Source organism: Glutamicibacter nicotianae, assembly GCF_002797775.1.
Classification (GTDB): Bacteria; Actinomycetota; Actinomycetes; order Actinomycetales; family Micrococcaceae; genus Glutamicibacter; species Glutamicibacter nicotianae.
In genome coordinates, this window is sequence record NZ_PGEY01000001.1 from 3373599 (window position 1) to 3392821 (window position 19223).

The 19223-nt window shown below is 62.8% G+C and carries 18 protein-coding genes and 1 tRNA gene; 12 read left to right on the forward strand and 7 right to left on the reverse strand.

Annotation, left to right across the window (positions count from 1 at the left end; all coding sequences use genetic code 11):
- Nucleotides 1-83 precede the first annotated feature (83 nt).
- From modA to ATK23_RS15770, 7 genes are all read left to right on the forward strand, one after another.
- Entirely contained in the window at nt 84-863 is a 780-nt protein-coding gene (modA, locus tag ATK23_RS15740; protein WP_066143986.1) for a molybdate ABC transporter substrate-binding protein, read from the forward strand.
- Nucleotides 856-1662 carry an ABC transporter permease gene (locus tag ATK23_RS15745; RefSeq protein WP_066143989.1) on the forward strand — a complete coding sequence of 269 codons (807 nt, stop codon included), beginning with the start codon at nt 856-858 and terminating at the stop codon, nt 1660-1662. Before modA ends, ATK23_RS15745 begins: the two co-directional genes overlap by 8 nt.
- Nucleotides 1659-2411 (forward strand): ATP-binding cassette domain-containing protein, encoded by a 753-nt coding sequence (locus ATK23_RS15750; RefSeq protein ID WP_083515700.1) that lies wholly within the window; start codon nt 1659-1661, stop codon nt 2409-2411. Before ATK23_RS15745 ends, ATK23_RS15750 begins: the two co-directional genes overlap by 4 nt.
- Nucleotides 2408-3655 carry a molybdopterin molybdotransferase MoeA gene (locus ATK23_RS15755; protein WP_066143994.1) on the forward strand — a complete coding sequence of 416 codons (1248 nt, stop codon included), beginning with the start codon at nt 2408-2410 and terminating at the stop codon, nt 3653-3655. The genes ATK23_RS15750 and ATK23_RS15755 overlap by 4 nt, the downstream gene beginning before the upstream one ends.
- On the forward strand, nt 3652-4530 hold the full coding sequence (locus tag ATK23_RS15760; protein ID WP_066143997.1) for an NTP transferase domain-containing protein: 879 nt from the start codon (nt 3652-3654) through the stop codon (nt 4528-4530). The genes ATK23_RS15755 and ATK23_RS15760 overlap by 4 nt, the downstream gene beginning before the upstream one ends.
- A gap of 65 nt (nt 4531-4595) precedes the next feature.
- Nucleotides 4596-5138, forward strand: a complete 543-nt coding sequence (locus ATK23_RS15765; protein ID WP_066143999.1) for a YaeQ family protein — start codon at nt 4596-4598, stop codon at nt 5136-5138.
- 97 nt (nt 5139-5235) lie between these two features.
- Entirely contained in the window at nt 5236-6438 is a 1203-nt protein-coding gene (locus ATK23_RS15770) for a glycerophosphodiester phosphodiesterase family protein (RefSeq protein WP_066144001.1), read from the forward strand.
- Nucleotides 6439-6486: 48 nt separating this feature from the next.
- Here the strand turns inward: ATK23_RS15770 and ATK23_RS15775 are convergent.
- Together ATK23_RS15775 and tadA are read right to left on the reverse strand one after the other, a co-directional pair.
- Nucleotides 6487-6577, reverse strand: a tRNA-Ser gene (locus ATK23_RS15775).
- Between the two features lie 94 nt (nt 6578-6671).
- Nucleotides 6672-7148 (reverse strand): tRNA adenosine(34) deaminase TadA, encoded by a 477-nt coding sequence (gene tadA / locus ATK23_RS15780; protein WP_066144005.1) that lies wholly within the window; start codon nt 7146-7148, stop codon nt 6672-6674.
- Between the two features lie 169 nt (nt 7149-7317).
- Here tadA and upp point away from each other — a divergent pair, with 169 nt between their 5' ends.
- Nucleotides 7318-7965 carry a uracil phosphoribosyltransferase gene (gene upp, locus ATK23_RS15785; RefSeq protein WP_066144007.1) on the forward strand — a complete coding sequence of 216 codons (648 nt, stop codon included), beginning with the start codon at nt 7318-7320 and terminating at the stop codon, nt 7963-7965.
- Between the two features lie 35 nt (nt 7966-8000).
- Here upp and ATK23_RS15790 read toward each other — a convergent pair whose 3' ends face one another.
- Both ATK23_RS15790 and ATK23_RS15795 read right to left on the reverse strand, forming a co-directional pair.
- Nucleotides 8001-9512, reverse strand: a complete 1512-nt coding sequence (locus ATK23_RS15790) for a sensor histidine kinase (RefSeq protein WP_066144011.1) — start codon at nt 9510-9512, stop codon at nt 8001-8003.
- On the reverse strand, nt 9509-10249 hold the full coding sequence (locus tag ATK23_RS15795; RefSeq protein ID WP_038992352.1) for a response regulator transcription factor: 741 nt from the start codon (nt 10247-10249) through the stop codon (nt 9509-9511). The genes ATK23_RS15790 and ATK23_RS15795 overlap by 4 nt, the downstream gene beginning before the upstream one ends.
- 617 nt (nt 10250-10866) lie before the next feature.
- Here ATK23_RS15795 and ATK23_RS15800 point away from each other — a divergent pair.
- The 4 genes from ATK23_RS15800 to ATK23_RS15815 all read left to right on the forward strand — a co-directional run bounded on the left by ATK23_RS15800 (nt 10867) and on the right by ATK23_RS15815 (nt 15226).
- The gene (locus tag ATK23_RS15800) at nt 10867-11652 is read left to right on the forward strand and encodes a winged helix-turn-helix domain-containing protein (protein ID WP_066144014.1); all 786 of its coding nucleotides are present in this window, start codon (nt 10867-10869) and stop codon (nt 11650-11652) included.
- 69 nt (nt 11653-11721) lie between these two features.
- Nucleotides 11722-12249: a SixA phosphatase family protein gene (locus ATK23_RS15805; RefSeq protein WP_066144017.1), complete on the forward strand. Its 528-nt coding sequence runs from the start codon at nt 11722-11724 to the stop codon at nt 12247-12249.
- Between the two features lie 227 nt (nt 12250-12476).
- Nucleotides 12477-13604 carry a malic enzyme protein gene (locus ATK23_RS15810; protein ID WP_066144019.1) on the forward strand — a complete coding sequence of 376 codons (1128 nt, stop codon included), beginning with the start codon at nt 12477-12479 and terminating at the stop codon, nt 13602-13604.
- Between the two features lie 8 nt (nt 13605-13612).
- The gene (locus tag ATK23_RS15815; protein WP_066144022.1) at nt 13613-15226 is read left to right on the forward strand and encodes an ABC transporter transmembrane domain-containing protein; all 1614 of its coding nucleotides are present in this window, start codon (nt 13613-13615) and stop codon (nt 15224-15226) included.
- Here the strand turns inward: ATK23_RS15815 and ATK23_RS15820 are convergent.
- The 3 genes from ATK23_RS15820 to ATK23_RS15830 are packed head-to-tail and all read right to left on the reverse strand — an operon-like array spanning nt 15223 to nt 19081.
- Nucleotides 15223-15834 carry a TetR/AcrR family transcriptional regulator gene (locus ATK23_RS15820; RefSeq protein ID WP_066144025.1) on the reverse strand — a complete coding sequence of 204 codons (612 nt, stop codon included), beginning with the start codon at nt 15832-15834 and terminating at the stop codon, nt 15223-15225. The genes ATK23_RS15815 and ATK23_RS15820 overlap by 4 nt on opposite strands.
- Nucleotides 15831-18161 carry a YhgE/Pip domain-containing protein gene (locus ATK23_RS15825; RefSeq protein WP_066144028.1) on the reverse strand — a complete coding sequence of 777 codons (2331 nt, stop codon included), beginning with the start codon at nt 18159-18161 and terminating at the stop codon, nt 15831-15833. The genes ATK23_RS15820 and ATK23_RS15825 overlap by 4 nt, the downstream gene beginning before the upstream one ends.
- Complete coding sequence (locus tag ATK23_RS15830; RefSeq protein ID WP_157066427.1) at nt 18158-19081, reverse strand: ABC transporter ATP-binding protein; 924 nt, start codon at nt 19079-19081, stop codon at nt 18158-18160. Before ATK23_RS15830 ends, ATK23_RS15825 begins: the two co-directional genes overlap by 4 nt.
- Nucleotides 19082-19223: the final 142 nt, after the last annotated feature.

The following is a 19223-nucleotide window of genomic DNA, read 5'->3' on the forward strand; positions in this document are numbered from 1 at the left end:
AGTAACAAATCAGCCACGCAAATGGATCGGCACGGCAGGCACGACGGTAGCATTGGCACCAGCCCCGATTTCAAGGAGAACCCATGCAGCACCGCCCGTCCCCACGGTTCCGAGCCCTTGCAGGACTGGCGGTGGCCCTGCTGGCTTTGGCAGGCTGTTCGGACAGCACGCCAAGCGAGGATGCAGCAGCCGAACCCATCACCATCTCCGCGGCGGCCTCCCTGCAAAGCGCCTTCGAGCAGATCTCCGAAGAATTCAGCGTAGAACACCCCGAAGTGCAGATTTCCAGCATCTCCTACGACGGCTCCTCGACCCTGGCCACGCAGATCCTCGAAGGCGCCGACGTGGACGTCTTCGCCTCGGCCGATGAACGCAACATGTCCGAGGTGACCGAGGCCGGGTTCGGCCACGAGCCGGTGATCTTCGCCAGCAACACCCTGGTGATCGCGGTGCCGCAGGACAATCCGGCGGATATAGATTCGCTCGATGACCTGGCACAGGCAACCACGGTGCTGTGTGCGCAGCAGGTGCCATGCGGCTCGGCCTCCCGCCAGCTGCTCCAGGACCAAGGGGTTCAGGTGACCCCGGCCAGCGAGGAACAGAACGTCACCGCAGTGCTGCAGAAGGTGGCCGCTGGCGAAGCGGATGCGGGACTGGTCTACGCCACCGATGTGCTCAGCGAAGAGAACGTCGCATCGATTGTCCCGGAAGGAGCCGAGGACGTCGTGAACACCTATCCGATCGCCACGCTCGGCGAGAACCCCGGAGCGCAGGCCTTCATGGATTTCGTGATCAGCGAGCGCGGCCAGCAGATCCTCGCCGAGCACGGCTTCGGCACCGGCGCCGAGCAGGCCAATGGCTAGCGATACCGGGGTACGCGTTCCCGGCTTCGCCATCGCGCCGGCCCTGCTGGGAGTCGGGCTGCTGGTGCTCCCGCTGCTGGCGCTGATCACCCGGGCCAGCTGGTCCACGCTGGTAGCCGATGCAACCAGCCCCCAGGCCCTTTCGGCGCTGTGGCTGAGCCTGCGCACCGGGGTGGCGGCCACCGTGCTGTGCGTGCTGCTTGGCGTGCCGCTGGCGGTGCTGATGGCCCGCAGCCCAGCCCGGATAGCTCAGCTGCTGCGCGCGCTGATCGCCGTACCGCTGGTGCTGCCGCCGATGGTTGGCGGCGTCGCCTTGCTCTTCCTCTTCGGACGCACCAGCCCCATCGGCGAATTCATCGATTCCCTGTGGGGGATCACCCTGCCCTTCTCCACCGCGGCGGTGGTCATCGCCCAGAGTTTCGTGGCACTGCCTTTCCTGGTGCTCTCCGTGGAGGGCTCGCTGCGTGCCGCCGGGGCCGGCTACGAGCAAGCCGCCGCCACCCTGGGCGCCGGACGCTGGATGGTGCTCTCCCGTATCACCTTGCCGTTGGCCGCCCCGGGGCTGGTGGCCGGGGTGATCCTGTGCTTCGCGCGGGCCATCGGCGAATTCGGGGCCACCGCGCTGTTCGCCGGCAACGCGCCGGGCATCACACAGACCATGCCGCTGGCCATCTACACCGCGTTCAACGGGGCCGGAACCGGACGCGACTCTGCCGTTGCGCTTTCGCTTTTGCTGCTGGCTACCGCCGTGGTGGTGCTGCTGCTGGTGCGCGCTTGGCGTCCGGGGGCGTTGAAATGACTTTGAAGGTTGAGCTGCGCGTGCCGCGCACCGGATTCGACGTGGATGTTGAGTTCCAGGTACCCGCCGGCAGCACACTGGCGATGATGGGCCCCAGCGGATCGGGCAAGTCCACTATCGTGCATGCCATCGCCGGGATCCAGAAGATTGCCTCCGGGCGCATCGAGCTCTCCGGCACCGTGCTGGCCGATGCGAAGCAGCACCGTCCGCCGCACCTGCGCGAGGTCGGCCTGCTGGGCCAGGACCCGCACCTGTTCCCGCACCTGGATGCGCTGAAGAACATCGCCTTCGGCGCCCGGGCCGGGGGACTGGACAAGGCCGCAACGAAGGCCGCGGCCGCCGAATGGATTGCCCGGCTGGGTCTGGAGGAAATCGCCACGCACCGGCCCGAGGCCCTCTCCGGAGGCCAGCGCCAGCGCATCGCGCTGGCTAGGGCCTTGGCTGCCCAGCCCAAGATCCTGCTGATCGACGAGCCCTTCGCTTCGCTGGATGTCGAGGCCGCCATGGACATGCGAGCGCTGGTGCGCGAAGAGCTGGAACGCACCGGAACCAGCGCCATTGTTGTCTCGCATTCGGCTGCCGATGCCCTGGCGCTCGCCGATGACCTGCTGGTGCTGGAACGGGGACGAATCATTGCGCAGGGAACAGTCCAGCAGGTCTTCGCTGAACCTGCCAACCGCTTTGTACGCGCGGTGGCGGCCACCTTGCCGGCCCAGCACCCGAGAAGCATCCAGGAAGAGCAAGCATGAGTACCGGCATCCAACCAGTGGAACTTGAAGTGCACCGTGCGCGCCTGCTGTCGCAGGTCGTGCCGTTGGCCGCGCAACGGATCGAGGTGGCTGGGGGGGTCGCAGCACTGCACGGAGCGGTGCTGGCCGAGGATGTGCACTCCACGCACCCGTTGCCGTTGTGGGACAACTCGGCGATGGACGGCTATGCGGTGCGCTCGACTGATACCGCGGTTGCGCCGGTTTCCCTGGACGTCGTTGGCGAAGTGCCGGCCGGCAGCAGCTGGGACCCGAAGCTGGAACCGGGCCAGTGCGTGAAGATCATGACCGGTGCCCCGATCCCGACGGATGCTGACGCCGTGGTGCGCATCGAGGATACGTCAGCCGCATCAGAGGGCTGGGATGTCTCTACCGTGCAGATCCAGGTGCCGGTGCAGCCGGGCAAGGACTTGCGCCGCCGCGGCGAGGACAAGGCCGCCGGAGACTTGGTGGCCTATGCCGGTGAGCAGCTCACCGCCGCCCGGCTTTCGGCCTTGGCGGCCGCCGGTGCCAGCACCTTGCCGGTGCGTACCGCTCCCAAGGTGGCGGTGCTGATCACCGGAGCGGAATTGCTTGAGTCCGGGACAGCGCTGTCGCGCGGCCAGATCCCGGAAACCAACTCGCTGCTCATGGCAGGGCTGCTGGCCGAATCGGGGATCCAGGCGGCAACGGTGGTGCACTGCGTGGATGACACCGCGGCAGTCCGCGAACAGCTGGACTTGCTTGGAGCAACCCATGATGTCGTCCTGAGCACCGGGGGAGTCGGCCCGGGCGCCTATGACGTGATGCGCCAGGTGCTGGATGACGAACCTGGGGTGCAGGCGGCCCGGGTGAAGATCCGCCCCGGCCAGCCGCAATGCGCTGGACGCTTGCAATCCGGCGCGATGGTATTCGCCCTGCCGGGCAACCCGGTCAGCGCAGCCGTAAGCTTCGAGCTGTTCGTACGCCCGTGCCTGCGGGCCATGCAAGGGCACCGCGAGGTGCTCCGCACAACCTTGCGCGCCATCGCCGCGGTGGGATGGAAAGCCGCAGTCGGACGCCTGCAGGTCATCCCGGTAGTCTTCGAGCACGGGGAACAACTGCGGTGCGCCCCGGCGGTCCAGGCAAGCAGCATCTCCCACTCGGTGGGCGGCTTCGGCGCCGCCGAAGGCTACGCGCTGGTCCCGGCTGGCATCGAGCGGGTCAACCTTGGCGATGCGGTCGAAGTGCTGAGGTTGATTCCATGAACACCGCACAGCTTCCCGGCTTCAATGCCCTGGTGCTGGCCGGCGGCAGGGGAACCCGACTCGGTGGCGAAGGCAAAGCCGAAATTGAGCTGCACGGTCAGCGCCTGGTTGACCGCGTGGTTACTGCAGCCCGTAAAACCGGCGCACGAAGGGTAGTGGTGGTCGGCCCGGAATCCACTGGTACCAAGGCTGACGCTGTCATCCGGGAAGACCCGCCATTTGCCGGTCCGTTAGCGGGAATCGCCGCCGGGCTTGCCGAGCTTGCCGGCAGCGGCTACGAAGAATGGACCATGGTTCTGGCCTGCGATCTGCAACGTCCGGTCGCTGTGGCCAGCGCATTAATCGGTGGCTTCGGGCAACGCGCAGCCGACGGCCTGCTGCTGGTAGACGCTGAAGGCCACACCCAGTGGCTGGCCGGAATCTATCGCACCTCGGCATTGGCCGCGGTCTGTGCCCAGCTGGGTGCGGACCTGGTCAATGCCCCGGTGCGCCGGGCCTTGAACCAGCTGCAGTTGGCACGGGTGCCGGTGGATGATGAAATCAGCAGTGACATAGATACGCCGCAGGCGCTGGAAAGTGCCCGCAAGAATGGAAAGGACGCCATGGCACAGCATCTGCCGCCAGAAGCATTGAACGATTGGCTGGAAGCAGCCGCCAAGGAGTTGGGGTTGGACTCCGGCGAAGTGGATATCGCCACCGTGCTTGATGTTGCCAAGCATGTGGCCCACGAGGTCGCCCGGCCGGCAGCCCCGCTGAGCACCTTCCTGCTCGGACTGGCCATGGGCAGCGGCAAGGGAGATTTGGCTGGCTTGTCCGAGCAGCTGGTCTCGCGCGCCCACCGCTGGGCTGACGAGCACCCGGGGGGAACGGCTTAGCCCAAAGCCCAGCAAAGTGGCTGCTCGTCGATCAGCCACTGGCATTCACGGTAAACTCGATGACTATGGCTATCGGCGCGACTATGCACACCTTTGAAATCCAGCTTGCTGATGTGGATCGCGGGGTGTACGAGGATCTTTCGCTGCGGGCTGCGCAGCACCCTTCGGAAACCGATGCCTATTTGGTTACCCGGGTGCTTGCCTACTGCCTCGAATATGAGGAAGGCATCGCCTTCTCGGCCGGCGGCGTTTCCACCGGGGAAGAGCCTGCCATCTTGGTCAAGGATCTGACCGGCCTGATCACCGCGTGGATTGAAGTGGGTGCTCCTGATGCCCAGCGGCTGCATACGGGAAGTAAGCGGGCAGGGCGTACCGCCGTCTACACGCATCGTGACCCTGCAAAGCTTCTGGCCTCCTGGCGCGGAAAGACGATCCACCAATCGGAACAGATCATGGTGCGTTCTTTCGACCCCAAATTCATCGATGCGGCCACCCAGGCACTGACCCGCCGCAACACCATGCCCGTTTCGGTAACCGAGGGGCAAATTTATCTTGAATTGAATGGAACGAGCTTGGAAACGCAGATCAGCTCGCATGGGATTGAGTAGCAAAGGTTAATCTCTGATTTAGCTCAGTGTGCCGCGGCTGTCACCAGCGCGCGGAAGCATGGCCGGTGTACATCAATGACACCAACGGAAGAGCTCCATGAAACTGCGCAAAATCACCCTCGGCACAGCAACCCTGGCTTTGGCCGTCACCCTGGCCGCTCCTGCCGGAGCCGCGCCGATTGAACCGACTGGTTCCGATCCACTGATCATCGGCCACCGCGGAGCAGCAGGCGTGGCCCCGGAGAACACCTTGCCAGCCATTAAGGCAGGTAGCCACTCCGGCGCCGAATTCATTGAGATCGACGTGCAACTATCCAAGGACGGGGTGCCGTTCATCTTCCATGACGGGACTCCTTCGCGCACCACGAACGTGGCAGAGGTATTCCCTGACCGCGTCAATGATCCCATCACGTCATTCACTTGGGAAGAACTGCAGCAGCTCGACGCCGGTTCCTACTTCTCGGACGAGTTCAAGGGAACCAAGATTCCGCATTTCGACGAGGTCCCAGGTGCGCTGACCGGTGGCACTGGTGTCTTCATCGAAATCAAGGATCCAGCCAAGTCCCCTGGCGTGGAGAAGCTGGTAGCGGACGCGTTGGCCGAGGATCCGGAGTGGAAGGCGCTCGCAGATGCGAACAAGATCGAAGTACTCAGCTTCGATGCAGCATCCAATCAGATTTTTGCGCAGCTGGCCCCGGAAGTGCCTCTGCAGCAGCTGACCGGAACCGTGCCAACTGCCGCGGAACTGGCAAACTACGCGACCTACGCTGATTCCTTCGGCACCAACTACCGCACGCTTGATGCCGCCGGTGCCCAGCGCGTGAAAGACGCAGGCTTGGGCCTGGGCGTCTACACGGTCAACGCCACCGAAGCTGCCGACGATGCCGTGGCCTTGGGTGTCGAGCGGATCACCGGCGACTTCCCAACACAGGTTAACCGCCATATTGGTGGCCAGAAGGACTTCCCGGCCAACAACGGCGTGGTGATTGCCGACGCGGTCAACGACGTGCCTGGAAACGACGTCGCTCCGGAAAATGGCGAGCATGTGATCCTGGAGAACACCGGCAAGCGCACCATCGATGTCAGCGGCTACATCATTCGCGATGCCGCCAACAACATCCTGGAAATCGGCCAGGGATACGAGCTAGAGCCAGACGAGCAGCTGCGCGTGTACTCGGGTCCGGGCACCAACAGCGATGAAGCTTTCTACGTGGATGGTCCGGGCATCTTGAACAATGCCGGCGATTCCCTGGCGCTGTGGGATGCCAAGGGCAAGCTCACCGATACCTTCGCGAACTAGCGCTAGACAAGGCAAAACCCCGGTAATCACTGATTACCGGGGTTTTTCTGGCGGTGACGGTGGGATTTGAACCCACGGTACGGGGTTACCGTACACAACATTTCGAGTGTTGCACCTTCGGCCGCTCGGACACGTCACCAGACCTGATAACTCTATAACGAACATCAGGTGAAAACAAAAACGAGAGCGCTGTTTTTGGCTTGAAGTGTTCCGAAACACATCAATGTCGGTTTCTAGCTTCGCTTGCCCCGGAAGAATTCACGCAGCAGGTCACCGCATTCTTCCTCCTTGACCCGCGAATGCACCTCGACCCAATGGTTCAGGCGCGGTTCGCGGACGATATCGAAGACCGAGCCGCACGCGCCGGCCTTTTCATCCCATGCCCCGAAGACCAGCTTGGGGATGCGCGAGAGGACTATGGCCCCGGCGCACATGGCGCAGGGTTCCAGGGTCACCACCAGCGTGCAGTCCGATAGGCGCCAGCCATCGTCTTGCCCTGTGGCTTCCAGTGCCTTGACCGCATTGCGGATGGCGACCACCTCGGCATGCGCTGTAGGGTCCTTGACCGCCTCGCGCTCATTGCGGCCGGTGGCCAGCACTTCGCCTTCGGGGGAGAGGATAACGGCGCCGATGGGCACGTCATCGGTGGCTAGCGCTTTGCGCGCTTCAGCCAAGGCGAGGTCCATCCAAGCATCAAAATCGTGCACCATAGTGCTTTCACTTTACGTGTTTTGCGACGGCTGCCGGGCTCCGGGAGCGTGGATCACCGCCCACTGCACTGAAGTTTGCTGTTTCCTTGGGCACACCAAAGACCTTTAACAGCGTGAAATCGAGGATTTCTCTCGATTTGGCCGAGGCGGTGCTGATAGATTTCTACTTATGCGCGTACAGGTAGTCGACCACCCACTGGTGGCACACAAGGTTTCGGTTCTTCGTGATAAGAACACCCCCTCCTCGATTTTCCGCCAGCTGACCGACGAACTGGTCACCCTGCTGGCTTATGAAGCCACCCGCGAGGTGAAAACCGAAAACGTTGAGGTGCAGACCCCGGTCGCCACCACCACCGGCACCTCGATTGCCAAGCCAACCCCGCTGGTTGTCCCGATCCTGCGTGCAGGCCTGGGCATGCTCGAAGGCATGACCCGCCTGGTTCCAACGGCTGAAGTCGGCTTCCTGGGCATGGCCCGCAACGAGGAAACCCTGGACATCATCACCTACGCCGACCGCGTGCCAAACGACCTGACCGGTCGCCAGGTCTTCGTGCTGGATCCGATGCTGGCCACCGGTGGCACACTGGCTGAGTCCATCAAGTTCATTTTCGAGCGAGGCGCGGAATCCGTCACCTGCATCTGCCTGATCGCTGCTCCTGAAGGTGTCGAGCGCCTGAAGGAAATCCACGGTGGCGACGACCGCGTGCACATCGTGCTGGCGGCGATGGACCAGAAGCTGAACGAGAAGTCCTACATCATCCCAGGCTTGGGCGATGCCGGCGACCGCCTGTATGGCGTGACCCCGCCGATTGCATAGCATCAGCTAAGCCATGCGCCCGGAGGCTGCGGTGATTACACCGCAGCCTCCGGCGTTTCTTCATCGGTTTCGGGTTCATCCAGCGGCAGGCGGACCTCGAAGACGGTGTCTCCCGGCGTGGACGCCACCGTAATGCTGCCGCCATGGGCTTCGACGATGCTCTTGGCGATCGGCAGGCCCAGCCCGGTGGTGCCATCGGAGCCAGAACGCGCCTTGTCGGCTCGGGTGAAACGCTCGAATACCCGGGGCAGGAATTCTGGGGCAATGCCTTCGCCGGTGTCGTGCACCCGGATGACGGCTTCATCGGCGTCCTCGTCGCGGTCCACCGATACGGTGACGGTGTTTCCGGCGGTCGTGTGCTTGCGTGCATTGGCCAGGAGATTGGTAATCACCCGGCGCAGCGAGGACGAATCGCCGTAGACGAAGGTCTGCGGGGCCTGGCAGTCGAACTCCCAATGGTGGTCGCTCGCGGTGAGCTTGAAGTCTTCGGTGATATCCGCGGTGAGCGAGCACAAATCGATCTTGCTGCGCTTGAAAGCATTCTCTTCATCCAGACGGGCCAGCAGCAGCAGATTCTCCACCAGCGAGCTCATCCGGCTGCTTTGCTGCAGCACCCGATCCACCGAGCGCTGCCCGTCAGGAGAGAAATGCTCGGTAGCGGAGAGCAGTTCGGTGTAGCCACGGATCGCCGAGAGCGGCGTGCGCAGCTCGTGCGAGGCATCGGCGACGAACTGGCGCATCTGGGCCTGGGATTTCTCGCGGGCGGTCAGTGCGGTGGCGACGTTGCTGATCATCGCATTCAGCGCATTACCGACATTGCCCACCTCGGTGCCTGGAACTGCATCGCGTGCCGGCACGCGCTGGGTCAGGTCCACTTTGCCCGAATCGAGATCTTCGGCGGCAACCGAACCCGCCACTGCAGCCACACGCTTGAGCGAGGCCAGCGAACGCGAGATGAGCCACGAGCCGGCCAGGCCTGCACCGGCGATCAGGATCAAGGCAATGAACAACGTCAGCCACGCCATGCCGCGCAGCGCCAGGTCGGTGCCGTGCAACGGCAACCCGACGATCAGGATGCCGTTGGAGCCGGAGTCCTTGACGGCGACCAGGTAGTAGTCGCCCACGGTCAGATGGGCGCGTACCGGCTTGAACTGCCCGCCGGCACGCAGCGTGCTCAGTTCGAGATCCACCATCGGGATGGCGTCTTCCTGGCTCAGCTGCTTCAGCTCACCGGTGCGTTCATCCAGCACGCCGCCGTTGAAGACGTACTTGTCGACGAAACGGGCGGTCAGCGTTCCGGCCGCCTGGCCCGGGGCATCCAACCGGGAGTTCACCGCTGGCGCGCCCTGTGAATAATTCAGCGCGCGTTCGGTGGTCAGCCGCAACTGGCTGTTGAGCTGGTCCATCAACGTCTGGCGCATGCCGGCGTTATAGAGCAGGCCGAGCAATACGGATACTGCGGTGACCGAGATCAGCAGGATGAGCAACAGCTTGCGTTGCAGCGCGTGCGGCGAGCTCACCCTGGTATTCGGGGAAAAGAAACTCATGCAGCCGGCTTCAGCACGTAGCCGACACCACGCACGGTATGGATCATCGGCTCGGCATCGACATCGATCTTCTTGCGCAGGTACGAGATGTACAACTCGACGATGTTCGCCTGCCCGTCGAAATCGTAGTGCCAGACGTTGTCCAGGATCTGCGACTTGGACACCACTCGGCGGGCATTGCTCATCAGGTAGCTGAGCAAGTCGAATTCGGTGGCGGTCAGCGAAATTTCGCGGCCTGCACGCGAGACATCGTGCGAGTCCATGTTCAGCACCAGGTCGCCGACCACTAGTTCAGCGGAATCAGCGGTGGCCGCGCCTGAACGTTCCACGAGACGGTGCAACCGGATCAGGACCTCTTCGAGGCTGAAAGGCTTGGCGACATAGTCGTCTGCACCGGCGCCCAGACCTTCGATGCGATCCTCGACCGCGTCTTTGGCGGTCAGGAAGAGAACGGGGATCTCCGGGAAATGGGTGCGCACCTTGCGCAGCACTTCCGGGCCGTCGAATCCGGGCAGCATCCAGTCGAGAACCAGGACGTCAGGGGCCAAGGAGCGGGCGGTTGCTACGGCCTCCGGCCCATCGTGGGCCATCGTGGCTTCCCAGCCGAGCATGCGGGTTCCCATGGCGACCAATTCTGCCAGCGAAGGTTCATCATCGACCACGAGAACTTTGATTGCCGTGCCGTCAGGGTGGGTCAGCCGAGGCAATTGCGAAGGTGAAAATCGAGATTCATTCATGTTTATCAGCTTGTCCTATTGCCATGGGCCGAGAATATGTTTTTGCTGTGTGCGAGCTATGACTGCAAGTCGATTTTATGCGGAGAAAATCGGAACCGATAGTGGTTAATTTGGTCAACCCCTAGGAACGACGAATGATTGAAGCGTGGACAAGCCGTTGCGATGAATGGATATTCAGGCATCTGAGTGAACTAGGCAAAATGACGAAGATCAACTGATAGATTGAGCATATTGTTTAGTTAAGCGCTTAGGTAGCCCAGAAATGCCTAACGTGGTGTCTATCACGTTTGGAAACATTCGTCTCACTATGTGGACATGGGTGCCCATTGTTACTTGCAAGTTGCCAATGTTACGAGGAAACTAGAGATGTGAGTACGGCGCAGAACAGCAAAGGCACCTCGAATAACCACCTCGAATTGCCCGCGATTGTTCTCAATGAATGCTCGGCGTCCTTGGCATCCAGATCGAATTGCGAGTGATTTGCAATCCGGATTCTGGGTGTTATTGACGGGAAACCCAACTGCTGAACGTGGACGAAGGCCGCGGACAGCGCAAGCAAAACCCGAAGCATGAGCGCCAAGCCACTTGGCCTTCGCACTAAAAGAGGAAAAAAGATTATGTCGGCTGGTTCCGGATACGTCCACGTTTCAATTCGCAATGCGCAGAACCGCGCAGCAGCTGCCCAGCGTGCAGCTTCTGGCAACTATGCACCAGCGGGCTATCGCCCACTGCGCGCAGTTTCCAATGTTCATGAAACTCGTGATGCATCGCATCAGCCAGCTCAGGCTCCAGTGCAGCCAACCGGCCAGCCGAGCGCCGATACCTCAGCACGCGGCTTCGTGCTCTACGTAGGCCTGGATGAAACCGCAGCCCAGGCGCAGGGCACCTCCCTGGGCAAGCTTGCCACCCAGGTGCGCGCCTTCCTGGCCACCCTGTCGCCGCAGGCACAGACCCACGCCGCCGTAGCGCTGGCACCAACCAGTGCGCAGGGCGAGCCAATCGATGTTGTTCGCCAGGCACTGGGCGACCCGACGATTTCCCGCCGGCCTCGCGCTGAAGCCCGCCCATCCACCCCGCGCCCATCGGGTGTGCTGATTGACCTCTCGCGCCGCGAAGTCTACCTGGATGGCGAAACCCTGAACCTGACCTTCAAGGAATTCGAGCTGCTGAACTTCCTCGTGGAAAACGGCACCCGCACCGTAGGCCGTGAAGAGCTGCTGGAAAACCTGTGGCGCAACGCCGAAGAAGTCCCCAATGAACGCACCATCGACGTGCATATCCGTCGCCTGCGTTCGAAGCTGGGACGCCTGGCCAACACCGTGCGAACCGTGCGCGGCCAGGGCTACCGCTTCTACGAGCACCCAGAAGTGGTCGTCTGGGCTGCTCCGGAATACTCCATCTAGCAGTTGCTCACAGCAGTGGCGGGCAAACCGGGTTCGGTTTGCCCGCCACTGCTGTCTTAAGCTGGGACAATGAACACCATTCACTCCCGCAAGCTCATTCTGATGCGCCACGCCAAGGCCGACTACCCGCTAGGCGTCGCGGATCACGACCGGCCGCTGGCAGCCCGCGGCCACCGCGAGGCTCCCGCCGCCGGAGCCTGGCTTGTAGAGAATGGCCTGATCCCGGACTACATCATCTGCTCCGATGCGCTGCGTGCGCGCGCCACCTGCGCGTGGGTGCTGTCCGAGCTTGGTGAAAAGGGTCCAACCCCCTACATCGACTCGCGCATCTTCACCGCGGGCGTCTCCCAGCTGTGCTCCATCATCAATGAGGTCCCGGATACGGTCAGCTGCCTGCTGGTGATCGGGCATCAGCCGGTGCTGCAGGAATTGGCGTTGCGCTTGGCCGCTATGGACTCGGATGAAGAAGCCGTCTACGAGCTGGCGATGAACTATCCGACCCTGGGGACCACGGTGCTGGAAACTTCGCACCCGTACTCGCATTTGGATGCCCGTGATGCGCGCGTCACACATTTCACCGCGCCTCGGCCTGCATGAGGGAAGTCTCATCAAGATTTTTCTAACGCACTAGTCAGCATGTAAATAAGTGATGATCTGGATGTATGAGAAGCAGATGATAACCCTCTCATCGAATCCACCTCGTCGTCTCATGAACCGTTCATTTTGAGTTCACTATTGCTCGTTTCACTAGGAATCGTTGGCAGCACAGCCAGCACCGGCATACGGAAACCGCAGGCCGGAAACAGTGAAAGAGGAACAGGCAAATGGCCATCATCGCAGAATCGCTTCCAACGCAGACCACCGCAGCCCGCAATGAAGTGCAGCAGCAGATCGATGCACAGCGTGCTCGCACCATCCGCGCCGCCTACACCACCCGCTTTGTCGCAGCCGAGATGCAGCGCAACCCCCAGGATTTCCAGGTCGTGCGCCGCGCGAACATGGCGCCTCGTGCCGGCGACGTCGTGATTGCCACCGTCACCGAGCTGGGCAAGCACACGCGCCTGCAGTCCCCGGTTTCCCGCCGCCAGCTGATGTTCGTCGGCCAGGAGATCATGGTCGCCTACGGCGACCGCTACGCACCGGACCAGTTCCTTGCCCATGTGCCGCAGAACCTGGGCCCCTGCCAGCTGGTGGCCGGCGGCGGCGTCGCCAGCGAAGTCATCGAGCAGCACGCCTCGATCGACATGGCGACCCAGCTGCAGCCAACCGGCCTGCTGATGCGCCACGGCAAGGTCGTGAACCTGGCGGACTTCGCACCGCTGGGCATCGAGGACGATTCCCCGCGCCCGGCGCAGGCCGGCGCCCAGCGCCCGCCGGTGATCGCGGTGCTGGGCACCTCGATGAACTCCGGCAAGTCCACCACGCTCGGATGCCTGGTCAACGGCCTGGTCAACTCCGGCATGGCAGTTGCCGCAGGCAAGGCCACCGGCACCGGAGCAGGCAACGACCCGGACCTGTTCACAGATGCCGGCGCCTTCAGCGTCTGCGACTTCACCGACTTCGGCTTCCCGACCACCTACCGCCTGGACTACGAAACCGTCCGCGACCTGCTGGTGGCGATGATCCGCGAGCAGAGCGCCACCGGCGCGGACGCAGTGGTCATCGAGATCGCCGACGGCCTGTTCCAGGGCGAAACCTCCCGCTTGCTGCTCGACCCGGTCTTCTCCGAGCACGTGGACCGCGTGCTGTTCAGCGCCCAGGACGCGCTGGGCGCACTGGCCGGCGAACGCATCCTGCGCGAAGCAGGCCTGGATGTTGCCGCGGTGTCTGGAGTGCTCACCGCCTCCCCGCTGGCCGCGAAGGAAGCCCAGTCGCAGCTGGCCACCCCGGTCATCGGTACCTTCGACCTGTGCCAGGCCGAGGTTGCCGCCGCGCTGCTGCCAACCCACTAGGAGCCGCAATGCTGGACCAGAAGACCGCCGCCGCGCCGGTGGCCCAGCCCGAGCGCCTGCCGCCACTGGTAGCGCCCGGACGGCGGATGCTCCTGGCCGGACTGCTCAGCCTAGGGGTTCTCGCCGGCCTGCTCTCGATCGCCATTGGCTGGCTGATCGGACAGCTCTCGGCCAGCCTCAGCGCCGGGGCGCTAGCCGCGGTGCTGGGCCTGGTCGGCTGCTTCTTCCTGGCCAAATACGCTGAACGGGTGCTGGCCGAAAAGCTGGGCCAGCACTATGTGGCCCAGCTGCGCCGCGGGCTGGTCGCCCACGCTTTGCGCAGCGCCCGCGGACCGTCCATGGGCATCACCATCGCCCGTTCCACCAACGACCTGTCCTCGATCCGCAACTGGATAGTGCAGGGCATGGTCCCCCTGGTGGCCGGCCTCCCGCTGCTGATCGTCAGCGGCACGGGGCTGTGGTTCCTGCATCCGCTGCTGGCCCTCAGCCTGGGCGCGACACTGGTGCTGGAAGGCATCTTGCTGGCGGGCCTGGCCGGCGGGACGTTCCTCAGCGCCCGGACCCTGCGCCGGCACCGCGGGAACCTGGCTGCGCGCATTGCCGATACCGTGGCCGCGCGGACCGCGATTGCCGCCGGGGGCGGCATCGAGCGGGAAGTGCAAAGGGTTCAGGACACCTCGCAGAAGGTGATTGACGCGTCGGTGCATCGCGCCCGGTTCGCCGCGGCCCTGCGCGGTGGGGCGCTGGCCATTCCGCTGCTGGGTACCGCGCTTCTCGTGGCCGCGGCCGCGCAGGCACAGCTTCCGGCAGCCGCCGTGGCGACCGCGCTGACGCTGATGGGAATCTGCGCCGGAACCCTGGGCGAGTGGGGCCGCGTGGTGGAGTACCGGCAGAATTACAAGGCCGGCCGGCGCATCATCGCGCCGCTGCTGGCCGAGCAGGAACGCTGGCAGGCCAGCGAAGCATCGCCGGCGAGCACCCGCGATGCGAAGGAGCTGATGCTCCAGCCGTCCTCAGTGCGCATCCAGCTTCCGGAATCGATGGCCGGGAAGTTTCCCACGCTGCGGGCCCAGCCCGGGCAGCGCATCGCGGTGCGCGGAAACCAGGGGGACTGCGCCGCATTGCTCGCGGCCATCGCCACCGGCAGCCTGGCTCATGACGCCGACCCGCAGGCCGGGGTGTGGATCGCCGAGGGGCGCAGCGAGGATTTGCCTGCGACCGGCCGCCGCAAGCTGATCGGCGCCGCATTGGAGTCCATGGTTCCCGAGCGCGGCAGCGTTGCCCGCGCGCTGCGCTACCGCCATCCGGGCGCGTCGCTGCGCAAGGCAGTGGCACTGGCGGAAACCTGCGGGCTGCAGATGGCCCACCTGCCCGATGCGGAGGAAACCCGCTTGCGCCGGGGCGGAGAACCGCTGAATTCCGCGCAGCAGGCCTCGCTGCTGGTGGCGCGGGCGCTATTGCGCGAACCGCCGCTGCTGGTGCTCGATTCGCTGCTGGCCCGCCTGCCCGATGCTGCCTATGCCACGCTGGCCGAATTGCTCAACGACTATCCCGGGGTGCTGATCTTCAGCGGCGAACTGCCGGGCATCAGCGAAACCGCCAGCTGGGAAGCGCGGGCCTAATTGCTGGCTGGTGGACGGGTGGCACGCAGCCCGTCCACGGTGAGCAGCACGGCGCGCACCGTCTGCTCGCGGTCCAGATCGGTCCGTCCCGAGGCGCGCATGCGGGCGGTGAACAAGGCGGCGCCGAAAATGCTGGTGGCTACCGACAGCTTCTGCTCCGGGGCGAGCACCACGAGGCGTTCGAGGACCTCGATGATCAGCCCGGTCACCTGCGTGTGCAGCGGGGTGCCGGCGAACGCGTTTGCGGTGTCGGCATTCAGCTGCTCCTGCATCCACAGATGGGCGAAGGCCGGGTAGCTGGCCACGAAATCCATGGCGAATTCCAGCATCTGGCGCAGCGCCAGGTAGGGGTCCTCCCCGGAAGCAACGCGTGCCAGTTCGCCCATGAGTTTCTGCGCGCCGTAGCTGAGCAGCTGGCTGACCAGCTCGTCCTTGGAACCGAAATTGTAGTAGACGGTGCCCTTGGAAACGCCGGCGGCCGCTGCGATCTCGTCCACCGAGACGGACTCGGGGGAGCGCGAACCGAGCAGCTTCATGGCCGCTTCGAAGAGCTTTTCCTTCGAATCCGTGGCGCGCACGCGGCGGCGCTGGCCGGTTGGCGTTGTCATTCTTTCAGCTCCGGTTGCAGCGTGGTCAGGCTCCAGGTCTTGTTCTTGCGTACCGCAAGCATACTCAAGACTAGTCCAATGGCGGTGTAGATGAGCAATGAGCCTGCGACCGCGGAGAGCACATTCAATTCCGCTCCGTACACCAGGTGACGCAGTCCGACGACCACATTACCCATCGGCAAGATCTGGTGCAGGAAGTGCAATGGCGCTGGCAGGGTCTCCCACGGGAAGGTACCGCCGGCGGTGACCAGCTGAAGCACCATCAAGACGAGCACCACAAACTTGCCGGCAGTTCCTAGCAGGGCGAAGCAGCCTTGGATGAGGGCGCTGAAGCACAGGGCGGCGAGTACCAGAAGGAACCATGCCATCCATGGGTGCGCCGTGTGTAGACCCAGTCCGAAGTGCACCACTGCGTAGAGCAGGCTGGTCTGGATCACGGCAACGGCCGCGAATGGTATCCAACCACCGAGCGAGATCTTCCAGTTGCTGCCGTTGGACAGCAGTGCGCGCTTGGTAATGGGGCGCATCACCTGCGTGAGGATCAGTACACCGATAAAGGTCGCCAGCGTCATGAAGAATGGGGCTAGACCCTCACCATAGACTTGGGCTTCGGACTGCTTGGTGTTCTCCACCGTCACCGGGTTACCGATCACATCGGAGAGCTCTTCACTGGTCTTCTTATCGGGGTTAGGAACCTGCTTGACGCCGTCATCCAGGCCCGTGGCCAGCTCGTTGGAGCCATCTTGGAGCTTGGTGGTACCGTCGGACAGATCGCCGACACCATCGGAAAGCTGGACCAAACCGCTGTGGAGCTGGTCGGCGCCGGTCACCAGGGAACCGGCTCCGGAATCCAGCTTCTTGGCACCCTCGGAGGCCTGGGTCGCACCGGTCAGTGCGGACTTCTGGCCTTCGGCCAACTGCTTGGCACCGTCGTGGGCACTGTTCGCGCCGGTGGCAAGTTTCGCTGAGCCGTCAGCGGCCGAGGAAATTCCGTCCACGAGGCTTGGTACCGCAGCGTTCAGCGTCTTGGTGCCCTGGGCAAGGGTGCCCAGACCGGTAGCTAGCTGTTCGTTACCATCGGCGACCTTGTCGGCACCATCCGAGAGTGTGTGCAGGTTATCTTGCAGTCCTGCAAGGCCGGTGTTGACCTTGTCCACCTTGTTCTTCAAGGTGTTGCTCAGCATCGAGTTCTCCACGCTATCGCTGACCTTGGACTTGATGGTGTCTGCTTGCTCTTGGGTCAACACACCGTCGGCCACCAGCTTGTCCAGCTCGGCCTGCGTATCGGTCTTGACGTTCTGCAGTTGCTTGTCGGTTTCGTCCTGCAGCTCGTTGATCACCGAGATGGCGTCATCGGCGGTGTCGGAGAGCTGCTTATTTCCATCGGCGACTTGACGTGCGCCGGTGGCCAACTGGTCGGCAGCGCTCTTGGCGCTCTGGGCGCCATCGTTGAGCTGTTTGACCGAGCTTGGCAGGGTCTTGGTCTTGGATTTCATGGCGCTCAAACCATCGCTGAGCGTATCTGCACCGGTGGCTAGCTCTCCGGTGCCATCGGCCAGAGAATTGCTGCCATCGAGCAGTTTCTTCTGACCTGAGACCAGCTGAGAAAGGCCACTGGAAAGTTCGCTGGTTCCATCCTTGAGCTGGACAGCACCGTCGGAGAGTTCACTACTGCCATCAACAAGCTTGGTGGTGCCATCGGCCAGGGTCACGATGCCATCACCTAGGGTGATCGTGCCGTCGTAGAGCTGTTGTGCGCCGTCCGCGGCTTTATCCATAGAGCTGTGAATGTCTACAAAGCCGGCGATCATCGCCGACGCGGTTTCGGTGCCGACTTCTTCGGAGACCGAAGTGCGCACCGAGGTGGTCAGGGTCCGTGCGAAGTTGGAGACCATGAAGTTATTCGCGTCATTGGTCAGCAACTCAATATTGGCCTGGCTGGCATCTTTGAAGTCGCCGGGGGACAGCAGCGCAGCGGTGAAATTATCGGGTAGAACGAGGGCGAAGGCGTATTTGCCGCTGGCCACCGCGTCGGCGGCTTCGTCTCTCGAATCGAGATGCGCCCAGCTGAAGGTCCCATCGTCTTCGAGGTTCTCAACGACATCGTCGGCGACACGGGTGAATTTGCCGTCCTTTTCCCCGCCGTCATCGAGATTAACGACGGCCGCGGTGACCTTGTCTAAGTTTCCCTGGGGGTCCCAGTTGGCGTAGAGGTAGAGGGCACCATAAAGCAGAGGCACACAGGTCACCGCGATGAGCGCCAGCTTTGGCAGGGTGCCACGGGTCATGCGCTTTAGCTCGGAGAGCGCAAGTTGCAAAGTGGTCATTCTTTTTCCTTCGCGTCGCTATCCTCTGCGACAGTTGGTACTGCGTCGCTGTGTTCTGCCGGTGTGGATTCTTGCTCCGCGGACTTGGGCTCCACTGTTTCTGGAACGTCTAGATCCAGCTCATCTTGAACAGATTCTTGCGACAAAACCTCTGTTTTATCGGGTTCCTCTAGTTCTGCGGGCGCTTCAGAATTTTCGGGCTCTTCTGGCTCTTCTAGTTCTTGGGGTTCTTCTGGCTCTTCAACCAGAGGTTCTCCGGAGATGAGCGCGGTGGCTTCTTCCGGTGATTCAAATTCTTCGTACTCGTTGGATCCCAGGTAAGTGATCGGTCCATCCCACTCGTAAGGGGCGTTACTGACAATGGCGACGATCGCGAATGCGCGGTTCGAGCCAGCAAATTCAAGCAGGAGATCCAGCCAGACATCATCTTGCATGTCGTGGCGATCAGGGGAGTCAAGGACTATAAGTTCGATGCGGGAGTCTTCTGCGGCCAGTAAAAGTTGCAGTTCCAACCGGCGGGCGGGATCTAGGGAGTCTGCCCAATCCTTGGCCACATCATCGAATCCGTGCAGTGCCGTCCACTTTTTATTGCGTGGTTTTTTCCAGATCGGGCCCGGCAGGAGGGCGAGGTCTTCGGCGATGAGATCGCGGACCTTCATATGTGATTCAGGTTCGTTGACCTCTGGAGAATCCAGGAGGGCAGTGTGCTGGCGCAGGGTTTTCAGGGAGTCAGCGTGACCCCACGAGACGGTCCCCGTAGATGGTTTCATGCGCCCGCTCAGGGCTAGGGCCAAGGCGGTACGTGAGATTTGCGGGTCGGCCACCACAAGGTGTACCTCTCCGCGAGTTACTTGAAGCGAGGTGGGGGACACCAGTAAATCGTGGCGTCCCTTGACGGAAACTGAATCTGCGGTAAGCACAATTAAAGACTAATTGAACTGACTGGTCAGTTCAATTAGTGGGAAGATTCTTTTAATCACTACTGGACGTAAAGCGTTTGATGCTTTTGGATGGTTGTTGGACAGGTCACGAAAAAGCGGGGCGGAGTTCAAGAGCGGTTAA